Genomic DNA, 14,419 nt, shown 5'->3' on the forward strand with positions numbered 1-14,419 from the left:
GCGCGCAAACGGCAGCCACCCTCATTTTGCTCGATATGATCAGCGGTAATCATAGCCATGGCTGTGGTCGACACAGTCCACGGCGTCCGGCTGGTAACGGGCGGCCGCGAAGACGTCGCCGCCGATTATGGCGTAGCGCGGTTCGAAAAGCCGATCGAGCGTCGCCTTGTGACCGAGCGAATCCACCACGGACAATTCGGTATCGACAAGGTCGAAGATCGTGAACTCGCTGCGTGCGCCGGGCTTCAGCAAGTCGTTCATCGGCAGGCGGATCACTTCCGCCGGAGCGTGCGTCACCGCGTCCACGACCTTTTCGAACGGCATCCCGACACTCAGGAGCTTCGACATGGTGGTGCCCAGATCCCAGACCGACTGGTTCATGCTACGCAGATGGACATCGGTGGAAATGGAAAACGGCAGCAGGCCGCGCTGGATGGCTATTTCCGCGACCCTGAACGAGAAGGACGCGCCGCCATGGCCGATATCGAGGCGAATGCCGTCTTTCGCGCAACGCTCGGCCAGCTGGAACAGGTCCTCGTCCTCGATGATGCTGCTGCCGACCTTGCCGTTGAAGCAGTGGGTCACGATATCGCCGGGGCCGAGAATTTCCAGCACTTCGTCATAGAGCGCGGGCGGCTCGCCCACATGCACCATCATCGGGATCTTCAGGATCTTTGCGATCTTCTTGCCGACCTTGACCGGCGTGACGCCCCACGAGCCGGTGATGACATGGCTCGCACGCACCTTGATGCCGACGATGTGCTCGCGATTGGCCTCATAGCAGGCAACGATGCGGTCGAGATCGATGGAGCGGATGTCGCTGAGTTCGCTGACGCGGTTGCAGGCGACGAGGCCGATGGAGCCGAGATTGAGGAACGCTTTGATGCGCTCGCGCGATTGCTCGATGATATATTCGCGAAAGCCGTGAAAATTGGCTTCGCCCGCCGAGCCGGCATCGACGATGGTGGTCACGCCGCGCTGCACGCCGCACAGATTGGGCCGGACGGAAATATCCGTGCCGCCATGCCAGACATGCGCATGAAGATCGGTCCAGCCGGGCGAAATCCACGCGCCCTTGCCATCGATCACCCGTCCGGCGTCGGCGCGGGGCAGATCCTTGCCGACCGCGGCGATCCTGCCGTCGGCGCCGACGAGGATGTCGACGGGCCCGGCATGGCCGTCAGCACCCAGAGCCACGGGTTTGACGTTGGCAATAAGCAGCGAGACATTAGACGAAGCATGCGCCAGCATGAGATCATATATCCTTTTTCAGGCGGGGATCGAGAAGATCGCGGAAACCGTCGCCCACCATTTGCAGCGACAGCACGGAAAGAACGATGGCGGCGCCGGGAAACAGCGTCATCCAGTCGGCTTGCCCGACATATTGACGGCCCGCCGCGATCATCGTGCCCCAGGTGGGAATTTCCGGGCTGACGCCGAGACCGAGGAAGGACAGGCCCGCTTCCGCCAGCATGGCGCTCGCGAACAGGAACGTGGCTTGCACCATGATCGGCGAGACCAGATTGCGCAGCACATGGCGCGTCAGGATATGCGGCGTCGATACGCCCATGGAGACGGCAGCCTCGACATAGGGCAGTTCGCGGATCACCAATGTCGAGGCGCGCACCACGCGGGCAAGGCGCGGCGCATAAACGATGGACAGCGCCACGATCACCGTCGCCAGAGACGGCCCCAGCGCCGCGACCAGCGCGATCGCCAGCAGGATGTCGGGGAAAGCCATCATCGCATCGATGAGCCGGGCGACGGGCGCGTCGAGCTTCGGAAAGAAGCCCGCCAGCAGCCCCATCGTCACGCCGATGACGGAGGTGAGCGTGACCACGGCGGCCCCGACGAGCAGCGACAGCCGCCCCGCATAGATGGTGCGCGAAAAGACGTCGCGCCCGAACTCGTCCGTGCCGAACCAATAGACGCCCGAGGGCGGCTTGAGGCGATTGACGATCGAGAGCTTGTAAGGGTTGTACGGCGCGATCCACGGCGCCAGAATCGCGAGCAGCGCGAAGACGATCAGGATCGCGAGACCGACGGCAACGGTCTTGCGCTTCAAAAGCCGGCGCAGGAATTTTGCGCGTTCGCTTCGGGAGCCGGCGGCAATGACGGGTTCGATGGCGGTATCGGTCATCAGTAGCGCACCCTCGGATCGACCAGCAGGTAAAGCATGTCGATGGCAAAATTGATCAGCACGTACAGCGCGGCGATAATGAGAAGCGCGCCCTGAATGACGGGATAGTCGCGCCGCAGCACCGCGGACACCACCAGATTGCCGACACCAGGCAGGCCGAACACGGTCTCTGTGACCACCGCGCCCGAAATCAGCACGGCCATGGTGAGGCCGATGACGGTGATGATCGGGATCAAGGCGTTCTTCAATGCATGCTTGAGAATGACACGCCGCTCATCCAGCCCCTTGGCGCGCGCCGTGCGCACATAATCGTCGCTGAGAACATCGAGCATCGATGCGCGGGTGAAACGCAGGATCAGCGCGGAGGAAACCAGCCCGAGGGCGATCGCCGGCAAGCTCAGATGCCACATGCGGTCAAGAAAGCCCGCATCCGGCCCGCCATAGCCCGACACCGGGAACCAGCCGTGACGCACGGCGAAAAACTGGATCAGCAACAGGCCGAGCCAGAAGCTTGGAATGCTCGCGGCAAGCATGGCGAGCGTGGTCGCGGCCTGATCGACAAGGGAGCCGCGCTGGTAAGCGGCGTAGATGCCCACCGGCAAGGCGACGACGCACGCGATGATGATCGAAAACAACGTCAGGAAGAAGGTGGGTTCCGCGCGGTCGCCGAGCGCGGTCAGCACCGGTTGGTTGAGGAAGATCGATTGGCCGAGATCGCCTTTCAGCAGACTGCCGATATAATAGACGTACTGCAAGATCAGCGGCTGATCGAGCCCCATCTGCGCCCGCAGGGCGGCGACATCGGCCTGCGTGGCGTCCGGCCCCAGCATCACCGCCGCCGGATCGCCCGGCGTAACACGGACGATGATGAAAACGATCGTAACGACCAGAAACATCACGACGATCATGCCGATCAATCTTTGAATTATGTAGCGTATCATGACGTATGACGGTTCCGGCGTTTCAACGGGAGTATGCGAGCTCCGGCCGGGCTGGCCCGGCCGGATTCATCGCGTTATTGCTTTACCGATGCATTCCAGAAATAGGGCCACGGCGCCGGCGTTACCCCCTCCAGCTTCCTGGACTTGGCGGAAACCGCGTTGAAATCGCCGACCTTGATGAACGGCACTTCGTCCATGATCACCTTCTGCACGTCGGCCCATAGAGCCACGCGCTTCTGCGGGTCGGATTCCGCATTGAAGGCATTCACCGCCTTGGCCCGGTCCGGCGTGTCCCAGTGGCCCGGTGCGCTGGTCGACAACATGCCGATCAGGGACGGCTCCGGCAGGAAGGGCGAGTGGGTGATGTAGATGTCCCAGAGCTTGGGATCGCCACGGCGCTGGGTCAGTGTCGCCCAGTCCACCACCTGAAGATCGACCGTGAAGCCGGCCGCCTTCAGATATTCGGCTGCAACCTGCGCCATCTTGTAGTGGAACTCGTACTGGCGGCTGGTCAGGATGCGGAGCGGCTCGCCCTTGTAACCCGCCTGCTTCAGCAATTCGCCCGCTTTCGCAGGGTCGGCGACGTTATAGTGCCCCTCGACGCCCGCTTGCGTATGCCAGGCGAAACCCTCCGGATAGAGCGCAGCGTCCGCCGAATAGAAATCCTTGGACCCGAAGGCGGCGATCATCATGTCCTCGTCGCCGAGCGCGACCTGCACGGCCTGGCGAAGCGCCTTGTTCTTGGTGATGCCCTCGCCGGAATTGAGAACGAAAACCGCCATTCCGAAAGGCTTCAGCATGACGGGCTCGGACGCATCCGAACTCTTGATGCGGTCGTAGGATTCGACCGGAATGGAATCCACATAGTCATACTGGCCGGAAATCGCCGCCTCGACACGCGTATTGGCGTCGGGCACCGGCACGAAGCGGATCTCATCCAGATATTGGTGGCGCGCGCCGCCATAGCCGTTGCTGTCGCCCGGAGGGGACTGATAGCCGTCGAAGCGCTCGAGCTGGATATACTGGTCCGGCTTGCGCTCCTTCAACTTGTAAGGCCCGGTGCCGATGAATTCGGTCAAAGGCTCCGCCTGCTTGGAAGCGGGCAAGATGATCGCCGCCGAATTGTTGAAGGCGAGCAGCGAAACCAGCGGCGCATAGGGTGCAGAGAGCGTGATCCTGACCGTCAGCGGATCGACCGCCTCGATCTTCTGGATCATGGTGGCGGTCTGCTTGCCGCGCGAGGCCACCTTGGTCCAGCGCTCAAGCGACGCGACGACGTCCTTCGACGTCATCTCCGTGCCGTCGTGGAATTTCACGCCTTGCCGGAGCTTGATCACATAGGTCTTGCCGTCGGCGCTGATGTCCGGCAGCGCCGCTGCCAGAAGCGGCGTCGGCTTCCAGCTGGCGTCGAAAGTATAGAGCGTTTCGAAAATATGCTGGCTGACGATGCCGACCAGATCGGCGGTCGAAACCATCGGATCCAGCGTCGGCGGCTCGCCGATCGTCGCAACGGTGATCACCCCGCCCTTCTGTTGCGCAAAAGTAAACGGCGCAGATGCGATCAAGGCCGCGGAAACAAGCGCTGTAAGTTTGAGATGTTTCATTCCCCTCTCCCTTTATTATCCAATTATGGAATAGAAGATTTAATAGTGGAATAATAGACCGGCGAGAGTTTGTGTCAAGAGCGGAAAGGCAGCCGCAAAAGAAGAGGGAGGGATCGCGGCCTGCCGCAGCGAGTGGGTCTCGGTTGCCGTCAGGCGTTGTCGCCCGGCTTTCGTGTCAACCGGGCCCGCCTTTGAAAGCCGGAAAAACGCGGCAGGCAGATGCCATCTGCGATCCGGCCAAAGGAGCAAAAACCTTCCTCGGCCGCAGCATGGGCCGAAGGCGAAAATCGCCCGCGCAGCGTTGCCGGGCTTCCCGGTCGAGGAGATCATACCGGCGATTTGAGGATAGAGCGAGACGACCTTGGCGGAGTCTCTCAATTGGCCGGCGAAGGCGGCAGTGAGCCTGCTCACCTTCACGGGCAAACTGATGGTCTCGGCACACGTTCTTCCATGTCCGAAAAGATGTGTTCCATTACCTGTGGAAGCGCTTCTTCCAATAAGGAAGAAAGACCGGGCGCTACTTCGGTGGAGGTGTCAAACCGCGAGGAACCCGCCGTCAATGGGTAGTACGGCGCCAGTTACCATTGCGCTGTCGTCGGACAGCAGCAGAGCGATCGCCTGTGCCACCTCCTCCACTTCGGCGAAACGGTTGAGCGGATGGCGCACCATCATCGCCGCGCTCTTGGCCGGATCACTCCAGGCTTCCACGGCCAGTTCGGTCAGCGTGATCGTCGGCGCGACGGCATTGACGCGGATGCCATGCAGGCCGAGTTCCTTGGCCATCACGCGGGTTGCCCCTTCCAGGCCGGCCTTCGAGGCCGCGTAGCAGAGATGATCCTGAAAGCCGCGATGCCCGGCAATAGAGGTGATGTTGACGATCGCCCCGCCGCCGCCTGCCGAGAGGCGGGCGCGGGCAAACTCCTGGCAGCAGATCAGCGCCGCGCGCAGATTGATGCCCAGCACGGCTTCGTATCCCGCATCGGTCATTTCGATGACGCTCTCCAGCACGTTGATACCCGCGCTGTTGATCAGGAAATCGCAGGTTCCCGCCTCGAGCATCGCCTGACGCGCCGCAACGGGATCGGCCAGATCGACGCAGATGCCTCGCCCGCCGATCTCCGCCCGCAGGCTGTCGAGATCGGATTGCGTGCGACTGATCGCGATGACTTCGGCGCCGCGGGCGGCCATCAGCTGTGCGCATGCGCGGCCGATCCCCTTGCCTGCGCCCGTGACGATGACGGATTTTCCGGTGAACTGCATGATCTCTCCTTGGCGGGTTCAGACGGGTTGAAACATAACTTGCGTCGCCCGCATGGATATCACACCCGGCGCGACGAGGGCGTTGCCGCACGCGGCATCCGGGCTGCGTGATCGAACGCCCATCGCCGCCCTGCCCGTCTCAGACGCGATCGAAGTTGGTGGGAAGCACGATCATGTCGCGTATCGTCACCGTTCGCTTCCGCGTCAGCATGTAGAGCACGGCATCCGCAACCTCGGACGGGTCTATCAGGCTCCCCGATTCCTTCGCCTTGCGCAGGTTCTCCTCCGGCCAGTCGGCCAACAATGCAGAGACCACGGGGCCGGGCGAAACCTGCATCACCCGCACGCCATGCGGTATCATCTGCCGTCGCATCCCCTGCACGAAACTCGTGATCGCCCATTTCGAACCGGAATAGACCGGTTCCCAATAGGTCGGGAAATGTCCGGCGATCGAGCATGTCACGACGATGTCGCCGGTCTTGCGGTCGATCATATGGGGCAGCACGTCGCGGACGTTCTTCATCACCGCGTTCACGTTCAGATTGAGCATCCGATCGATCGCCTCGTCCGTCGTGTCCTGGAGGTCGCCGCCGATGTAGATCCCCGCATTGCAATAGAGGATATCAATGCGATCGACCTTCGCCAACACCTCGGGCACCATGGCGGCGCAGCTTTCGGCATTCAAAAGATCGGTGACTTGCGCCACTGCGTTCGGTCCGAGCCGCGCTGTCAGATCCTTCAGCGCGGCTTCGTTGCGGTCGACCATCACGACTATCGCGCCGTGGGCCAAAAGCGCCTCGGTCGTGGCAAGCCCGATGCCGGAGGCAGCACCGGTGACAACGGCAATCTTGCCGTCGAGAGATTTGGACATTGTGTTCGCTCCTGGTTGTAAAAGGTCCGTGGAAAGCTCAGCGCCATTCGCGCCCGATATAGATGGCGAGCAATATGATGCCGCCCTTGATGACGTCCTGAAGATAAGGGTTGATGCCCATCAGATTGAGGCCGTTGTTCAGGATACCGAGAAGCACGGCCCCGATCAGCGTTCCAATGATCGCTCCCCGCCCGCCTGCGATCGAAGAGCCGCCGAGCACGACCGCCGCGATGGCATCCAGCTCGAAGCCCACTCCGGCATTGGGCTGGCCACTCATCAGGCGCCCGGTCAATACGACCGCCGCAAGCGCGGCCGTCAATCCCGAGATGCCGTAGACGGCAAGCTTGATCCGCTGCGTCTTCACACCCGACAGCTTCGCGGCCAGTTCGTTGCCGCCGATGGCATAGACATGGCGCCCGAAAGCGGTACGGTTGAGCAGCACCCAGGCCACAGCGTAGATGACGACCATCAGGATGACCGGCACGGGGACGAAACCGATGCGCCCCACTCCGAACCATGAGATCCAGCCAGGGATTCCGCTGATCGGATAGCCGCCCGAATAGATCAGTCCAAGGCCGCGCGCCATGCCCATCGTGGCGAGCGTTACGATAATCGCGGGCATCCGGCCCCAGGCGACGAGCAACCCGTTCAACAGTCCGATCCCGAGGCCGGCCGCCAATGCTGCGACCAGTGCCACACTGCCCGGCAGGCCGGCATTCACCGTTAATCCGGCAATCAGCGTGCCGACCAGCGCCATCACCGCACCGACCGACAAGTCGATTCCGCCGGTCAGGATGACCATGGTCATGCCCACCGCAATGATTCCGTTTATCGAGACCTGCCGCAATACGTTCATGATGTTGCTGAGGCTGAAGAAGTCGTCGCTCGCGATCCCCATCAGGATCGAGACCACGATCAACCCGGCAAAAGGCAGTGCGAGAGGTGAATGGATCGTCCGGCCAAGCAAGAGCCCACCTGCGCTGACGCCTGTGTCTTTCACTGCATTATGCGACATGTTCCACTCTCCCGGTTGTGGCAAGGGTCATGATTTCCTCCGATGTGATACGCTCGCCTTCGACCGTTGCGACGATGCCGCCTGAACGGAATACGCAGACCCGATCCGACATCCCGACCATCTCCGGCAGTTCGGACGAGATCATTATGATGGAATGCCCGGCGGCCGTGTATTCGCGCATCAGCGCGTAAATCTCCGTCTTGGCGCCGACATCGATGCCGCGCGTCGGCTCATCGAAGATCAGCACGCGCATGTCATGGTTCAGCCAGCGCGCAATGACCACCTTCTGCTGATTGCCACCCGACAACGTATCGACACGCGCCATCGGGCCGGACGCCTTGACGCGAACCTGGGCCATGGCGGCCTCGGTCGCGGCACGCTCCTTCTTCAGGTCGATGAACCAGTGCGCGCGCCGGTATCTGCCATAGTTGTTCAGCGAGATGTTTTGAAGAATCGAGAAGCTGGTGATCAGCCCCTGTTCCTTGCGGCTCTCGGGCAAAAGGCCGATGCCGTGCATCAGCCCTTCATCCGGTCCGGCAAAACGTTTCTCGACGCCGTCCAGCCTCATCTTGCAGCGCGCGGCGGGCAAGGCGCCGAGCATGGCAAGCACGGTTTCGGTGCGCCCCGAACCGACGAGGCCCGCAAAACCGAGGATTTCCCCCTGGCGCAATTCGAATCGCGAGACGGGGCCGCCCCTGCGAAGCTGCAGCTCCTCGATCTGCAGCACCGGAGGGCGGATCTGGGCAGGCGGCTTGGGAGGGAAACTCTGGTCGAGCCTGCGGCCGACCATCATCTCCACCAGACGGTCGTTGTCGACGTCGGACACCGCGCAGGTGGCGATGAAAGCACCATCGCGCAGTATGGTGATGCGGTCGCAGATCTCGAAAATCTCTTCGAGATGGTGCGAGATGAAAACGATCGCCACGCCCTGCCGGCGAAGCTCGCGCATCACTTTAAACAGATGCTCGACCTCCGCCGGGGTCAGTGTCGCTGTCGGCTCGTCGAGGACGAGGAATCTCGCATCGAGCGCCAATGCCTTGGCGATTTCCACGAATTGCTGCTCGGCAACCGACAGGCGATTGACGGGCAGGTCGAGATCGATCTCGACGGAAAGCTTGCGCATCAGCTCGGCCGCGCGCGCGCGCATGGCCCGGCGGTCGAGCAGGCCGAGCCGGTTCGTCTTCTCGCGCGCGAGGAAGATATTCTCGATCGCGTTCAACCAGGGGATCAGGCTGAATTCCTGAAAGACGACACCGACTCCCGCCGCGATCGCCTCGTCGTAGTTGGCGAAGCGGCGCTCGGCGCCGTCCAGCCGGATTGTGCCTTCGCTCGGCTGAAGGATGCCGCACAGGATCTTCATCAGCGTGGACTTGCCCGCGCCGTTTTCGCCAAGAAGAGCATGAATCTCGCCTGGGCGCAGGGTCAGATCGACGCCGCGCAAAATCTCGATCGCGCCAAAGCTCTTGCGGATCCCGGCCAGTTCCAGCATCGAAATCTCCTGTGGGTTAAGGACAAGCCCGCCCCCGGCTTGCGACCGGGGACGGACTCGGGGAGGAAACCGTTACCAGCTGAAGCCTTCGGCGTTTTTCTTGTCGACCACGCGGACGTCGATCGGCACTTCCTTCGGCACCACGCGCGCGCCCCATTTCAGGGCCAGCGCCATCCCCAGCGCCACGCGCACCTGATCGCGCGGGAACTGGGCAGTGGTTTCGATGAAGGGCGTGCCGTCGGCAATTGCCTTGACCACTTCGGGCGCACCGTCGACCGACGTCAGCTTGATGTCCTTGCCGCTTTCCTGGATTGCCGCAAGCGCACCCATCGCGCCGCCGTCATTGACCGAGAAGATGCCAGCAAGTTTCGGATGCGACTGGATCAGGTTCTCGGTCACGCCGAGGGCGACCGAGCGATCCTGACGGCCGTTCTGGGTATCGACGAGCTTGATGTCCTTGAATTCCGCAAGCGCGGCTTTGCAACCCTCGACGCGTTGCAGGATCGGCACGACGGCGATCCCGTCCAGAATCGCAACCTCGCCCTTGCCGCCGAGCGCTTCACCCAGATACTTGCACGACATATAGCCCGCGTCGCGATTCTTCGAGCCGACGAAGGTGTCGACGGGGCCGGAGGCGTTGGCGTCGACCGCGACCACGATCACGCCCTTGTCCTTGGCGGCCTTGACGGCGGCTTCCACTCCCGCGCTGTCGGTCGGATTCAGCAGGAGGATGTCGATGTTCTGTTGCAGCATGTCCTCGACGTCCGAGATCTGCTTGGCCACGTTATGGGCCGCATCGGTGACGACGACTTCCGCGCCGATGCTGGCAGCTTCCTCCTGCAGCGTTTTCTGCATGAGCACGAAGAAAGGATTGTTCAGCTCCTGGAAGCTCATGCCGATCTTCAGCTTGTCCTGCGCGAAGGCCGGAGCAGCGGCGAGCACGACCAGCGCGGTGGCGGCGAGAAGCATCTTCTTCATCATTGTTTTCTCCCTTAACGTGAAAGCAGGAACGACCTGCCGTTGCCGGAACGGCGCCTGCCGTCCGGATGCATGAATGGCTGTGTCTTGCGGGTTGGGTTGAGGTCAGCCGGCCATGGCGAATGCCTTGTTGGCCGCGAATGTGTGACGGAATTCAGAAGGCGCCATGCCCTTCAACTTGAGGAAGTGCCGGTTGAAGTTCGACAAGTTGGAAAAGCCGACATCGTAGCAGATCTTGGCCACCGCCGCCTCCGGCGCGGTCAGCAGCATCTGGCAGGCAAGATCGATGCGGAGCTGATTGCGGTAGCGCACCAGCGTCGTGCCGGTATGACGCTTGAAAGCGCGGGAAAAGGCGCTCGGGCTCTGGCCCAGCATGCGGGCGAGCTCCGCTTCCTCGATCTGCTCGATCAGATGTTCCCGCAAATAGGACAGCGCGCGGTTGATCCCGCCGTGATGAACGCCGCCAAGGTCGAGTTCATAGCTAAGACTGGCCAGCACCTCGGGAGCGGGAGCGCACGCCAGGATATCCAGGATTTCCCAGAAGAGAGCAAGGCGGCGCAGCCCCTGCGCCTCGATCAGCCGCTCCATGAGCGGGCGCACGGCCGCGCTGGTTTCGTCGTCGAACAGCAGACCCCGGCGGCTGCGGTCGAGCAGCGGACGGATGGCCTCCATTTCGGCCATGGCGGCGCTTGCATCCTCGATGAAAGCCTCGGGGAACTGAATCACCAGCGAATGGACGGGAACAACCTCTTCAGGGCCGACATCGCTTATCCAGCTCTGTGGGAGATTCGGACCGGTCATGATCAACTGACCGGGGCCGAAACTGCCGACATGGTCGCCGATATAGAAGGTGCCCGACGTCGCCGCCACCAGATGGATTTCGTATTCGGGATGGTAGTGCCAGCGCACCGTGCGGAACGGATAGCCATGCATCCAGGCGGCGAAAGATTCGCCTTTGCGGATATGGACCAGTTCAAGATCCGGCTGCATCACATTCCTCCTCCCCTGTCGCCTCCCTGCAAGGCATAGCCTTCCGGTCTCCCTTTCCGGCGCAGCTGCGAGATTTACCAACGGTAATCTTTCCCGGGGATAAGTATCCACCTCATGGCGGAGAAATGTCTGATACTTTTTTGACGTTCACGCGCAAAAACTGCAACCCTGCCGGATTTCTCGTCGAGTGGCGTGCTCGTGCCGGCTCAGGCGGGCTGGTGAGCCGAAGCGGTGCGGAGCGTGCGCAAAATGCGTTGCGTCAACAAGCAGTTCCGCCGCTCCTCACGAAAAAGCGGCTTCCTGCAGAGCAAATCACCGCGGCCGCGATTTCCCGGCGCGGGTGTCGCGCGTCAAAGCGCGTCGCTTCCGAGCACCCGCTTCAGAAAGGCGCGGGTGCGTGGTTTCTGAGGATTGCCGAAAAACTCATGCGGCAGCCCGCTTTCATGCACTTCTCCATCCGCCAGAAAATAGACTTTACTGGCGACCTCGCGGGCGAACTGCATCTCATGCGTTGCCAGGATCATCGTCATGCCATCCTCGGCCAGTTGGCGAAGGAGGCCGAGAACCTCCTGGACGAGCTCCGGATCGAGCGCCGAGGTGACTTCGTCAAGCAGCAGAAGCTTCGGACTCATCGCGAGTGCCCGGGCGATCGCGACGCGCTGTTGCTGCCCGCCGGACAGGCGATCGGGATATGCGTCCGCCTTGTCCCTCAACCCGACTTTCGCGAGCATCTCGAATGCAAGCTCCTGCGCCTCGGCCTTGTTCATGCGCAGGACATGACGCGGAGCCAGCATGACGTTTTCAGCCACGCTCATCTGGGGAAACAGATTGTAGCTCTGGAACACGATGCCAAGATGCTGGCGCACCGCGTCCAGATCCACTCCGGGATCGGTGATGACCTCCCCGTCGAAGGTGATCATTCCGTCCTCTATCTTCTCCAGTCCGTTGATGCATCTAAGCAAGGTGGATTTGCCGCTGCCCGAACCACCGATCAGGCAAGCGACCTCATGGCGATCGACCTCAAGACTGATGCCTTTGATGACATGGTGATTGCCATAATACTTCTGAACGTTCGTAAGGCTTACGAGGGCCATTTTCAGCTCCGGGACAGGCGGGCGCGACGGTCCCGCTGGGCGAGGTACTCAGTCAGCCGCGTCAGGGGCAGCGTGATCACGAGAAAGCAGATGGCGACGCCTGTATAGGGGGCGAGGCTCGCGCTATAGCTTGAAACTGCCTGCGCTCTGTTGACGGCATCCAGGACGCCGAGAATGGTGACGAGCGAAGTGTCCTTCTGAAGACTGATGAAACTGTTGAGCAAAGGCGGAATGACATGACGGACCGCTTGCGGCAGGATGACCAATCGCATCGTCTTGGCATAGCTTAATCCGAGTGAGCGCGCGGCGGCGCCCTGGCTCCAATGTACGGAGTGGAGGCCGGCCCGAAATACTTCCGCGACATAGGCGCCATAATTCAATGTCAGGGCGAGGCATGCCGCCTGGGCATCCGTGAGATCGGAAAGCACCGGTAATCCGGTTCGCCGCAATCCGAGACCGATGATCAGCAGGACCAGAAGCGATGGAATGCCGCGAAAGACATCCGTGTAGACCGCCGCGATGAAGCGGGTCGGCGCTGCCGACGGCCCGGGAATCTCGCGGACGACGGCAACGATCATCGCCCAGATCAGAATAAGAACCTCGCAGACGACGAAGAGTTCGATATTGATCAGGAAGCCGCCCAGGATATAGCTGGCATTGTCGCGCAGCAGGTCGAAGTCGAAGAACGTATAGAATACCGCGCCGCCATTCGCTGCGAAAATAAGGACCGTCAAACCAAGCAAAGCAAGCGCACAGCCAAGGCTGACGGCAAACCAGGACCAGCTCTTGCCACGCGCAAGATCGACCCGGCTTTGCCGCAGATTGCTCGTGGCAGATCGTCTCGCACGCAGCAGGTAGAACAACCCGACAAGTCCGGCGGGCAGGCAGAATATCAAGCCAAGAACGGAAAGAAGAAGGTAACGCCCCCGACGGATCGACGTCACCGCCTCCAGCCGGCGTGCCATAGAGCTGCTGTCTTCAATTGCGTTCATTATCACTCCTGCAGCGCAAAGGATGCTTTCGCCGTCATCGAAAAGGAAGGCGGCGGTGTCGCGACCACCGCCCTCGCCGACGTTATTGTATTTCTATGCGCTTGTACTTCGAAGGATCGACGCCGTTCGGCGCCAGATACTGCTCCATCCAGTTCTTCATCAGCCCTTCGGACTTGAATTTTGCCAGCTCGGCGTTGAGCGCCGATACATTGCCATCGGGGGCGGATTTGGGAAGCTGGGCGGCGGCGCACGGCGCGGGCACGCCCTTCAAGGCAAGAATTCCCGCAACTTCGGTGTTTTCAAAACCGGCAGCGCGCGTGCGGCCGGCAACGCTTGAAAAGTCGTCGAGTATCGCGTCGACCGTGCCCGACAGCAGGGCGTTATATTCGGTGGGGCCGTCCTGGAAGGCCTTCGGCTGCTTGTCGGGGCTGAGTTTCTGCAGGATCAGGCCGGCATAACCGCCGGTCACATGTCCCCATTGCAGCTTCTTTGCGTCCGCTTCCGTGGCCAGCTTCGTCCCCTTCTTCACCAAAGCACCGGAATCCTCGACATAATAGCAGTCGGAGTATTTGTTCACCTTCTCGCGCGCTGGCGTTTTGAAAATGGTCATCAGGCCGATATCGTAGCCTGTCGCCGTGCCTGAGATGAGCGGCGTGAACGAAATGTTGCGGAACACGACTTTCGGAATGCCCCAGTCCTTGGCGAGCTGTTCGGCCATCGCCCATTCGACTCCACCCTTGACATTGTCGGGATCGGTACCGTTCATCCAGCCCGGATTGCCGACTTCCGTGGCGATGACCAGAACTCCTGGCGTCGCCGTCTGGAACTTGGCGTCCGCCGCGCGGCTCGCCGGCGCGGATGCGGCAAGCATGCCGCCGGCAAGCAACGCAATCAACTTTGCTGCAGATCCCGATTTCGTCATTATCCATTCCCCTTTGATATGGCTGGCTCGCGCATTCTCTAGTTTATTGAGCACGATAAATACCTTTGTATACGCCAAGATATATATTGTCAATATCGAGATCGCTTTGCGGCGCCATCGCAT

Annotated in this window: 13 protein-coding genes; all 13 read right to left on the reverse strand. The window is 61.4% G+C overall.

The window, feature by feature from the left end; all coding sequences use genetic code 11:
* Positions 1 to 39 precede the first annotated feature (39 nt).
* The 13 genes from ACJJVH_RS31570 to ACJJVH_RS31630 all read right to left on the reverse strand — a co-directional run bounded on the left by ACJJVH_RS31570 (position 40) and on the right by ACJJVH_RS31630 (position 14,296).
* Positions 40 to 1,251, reverse strand: coding sequence for an amidohydrolase/deacetylase family metallohydrolase (locus ACJJVH_RS31570; protein WP_113436793.1), 1,212 nt, complete (start codon positions 1,249 to 1,251; stop codon positions 40 to 42).
* A gap of 4 nt (positions 1,252 to 1,255) precedes the next feature.
* Positions 1,256 to 2,140 carry an ABC transporter permease gene (locus tag ACJJVH_RS31575; protein WP_112802208.1) on the reverse strand — a complete coding sequence of 295 codons (885 nt, stop codon included), beginning with the start codon at positions 2,138 to 2,140 and terminating at the stop codon, positions 1,256 to 1,258.
* The gene (locus ACJJVH_RS31580; RefSeq protein WP_412066429.1) at positions 2,140 to 3,081 is read right to left on the reverse strand and encodes an ABC transporter permease; all 942 of its coding nucleotides are present in this window, start codon (positions 3,079 to 3,081) and stop codon (positions 2,140 to 2,142) included. The genes ACJJVH_RS31575 and ACJJVH_RS31580 overlap by 1 nt, the downstream gene beginning before the upstream one ends.
* A 74-nt stretch (positions 3,082 to 3,155) precedes the next feature.
* On the reverse strand, positions 3,156 to 4,685 hold the full coding sequence (locus ACJJVH_RS31585; protein ID WP_113452760.1) for an ABC transporter substrate-binding protein: 1,530 nt from the start codon (positions 4,683 to 4,685) through the stop codon (positions 3,156 to 3,158).
* A 534-nt stretch (positions 4,686 to 5,219) separates the two neighbouring features.
* Positions 5,220 to 5,945 carry an SDR family oxidoreductase gene (locus tag ACJJVH_RS31590; RefSeq protein WP_113386290.1) on the reverse strand — a complete coding sequence of 242 codons (726 nt, stop codon included), beginning with the start codon at positions 5,943 to 5,945 and terminating at the stop codon, positions 5,220 to 5,222.
* A 139-nt stretch (positions 5,946 to 6,084) separates the two neighbouring features.
* The gene (locus ACJJVH_RS31595) at positions 6,085 to 6,816 is read right to left on the reverse strand and encodes an SDR family oxidoreductase (protein ID WP_112802216.1); all 732 of its coding nucleotides are present in this window, start codon (positions 6,814 to 6,816) and stop codon (positions 6,085 to 6,087) included.
* A gap of 37 nt (positions 6,817 to 6,853) precedes the next feature.
* Positions 6,854 to 7,831: an ABC transporter permease subunit gene (locus ACJJVH_RS31600; protein ID WP_112802218.1), complete on the reverse strand. Its 978-nt coding sequence runs from the start codon at positions 7,829 to 7,831 to the stop codon at positions 6,854 to 6,856.
* Positions 7,821 to 9,320, reverse strand: coding sequence for a sugar ABC transporter ATP-binding protein (locus ACJJVH_RS31605; protein ID WP_113436791.1), 1,500 nt, complete (start codon positions 9,318 to 9,320; stop codon positions 7,821 to 7,823). The genes ACJJVH_RS31600 and ACJJVH_RS31605 overlap by 11 nt, the downstream gene beginning before the upstream one ends.
* A gap of 72 nt (positions 9,321 to 9,392) precedes the next feature.
* Positions 9,393 to 10,298, reverse strand: a complete 906-nt coding sequence (locus ACJJVH_RS31610) for an ABC transporter substrate-binding protein (RefSeq protein WP_112802273.1) — start codon at positions 10,296 to 10,298, stop codon at positions 9,393 to 9,395.
* 105 nt (positions 10,299 to 10,403) lie between these two features.
* Positions 10,404 to 11,288: an AraC family transcriptional regulator gene (locus ACJJVH_RS31615; RefSeq protein ID WP_113436790.1), complete on the reverse strand. Its 885-nt coding sequence runs from the start codon at positions 11,286 to 11,288 to the stop codon at positions 10,404 to 10,406.
* A gap of 350 nt (positions 11,289 to 11,638) precedes the next feature.
* Complete coding sequence (locus ACJJVH_RS31620; RefSeq protein WP_113436789.1) at positions 11,639 to 12,382, reverse strand: amino acid ABC transporter ATP-binding protein; 744 nt, start codon at positions 12,380 to 12,382, stop codon at positions 11,639 to 11,641.
* 2 nt (positions 12,383 to 12,384) lie between these two features.
* A complete protein-coding gene (locus ACJJVH_RS31625) occupies positions 12,385 to 13,374 on the reverse strand; it encodes an amino acid ABC transporter permease (protein ID WP_113360596.1) in 990 nt (329 codons plus the stop codon).
* Positions 13,375 to 13,456: 82 nt separating this feature from the next.
* Positions 13,457 to 14,296: a transporter substrate-binding domain-containing protein gene (locus tag ACJJVH_RS31630; RefSeq protein WP_162704045.1), complete on the reverse strand. Its 840-nt coding sequence runs from the start codon at positions 14,294 to 14,296 to the stop codon at positions 13,457 to 13,459.
* Positions 14,297 to 14,419 lie beyond the last annotated feature (123 nt).

Origin of the sequence: Rhizobium sp. SYY.PMSO (assembly GCF_046840415.1) — a bacterium.
GTDB lineage: Bacteria > Pseudomonadota > Alphaproteobacteria > Rhizobiales > Rhizobiaceae > Rhizobium.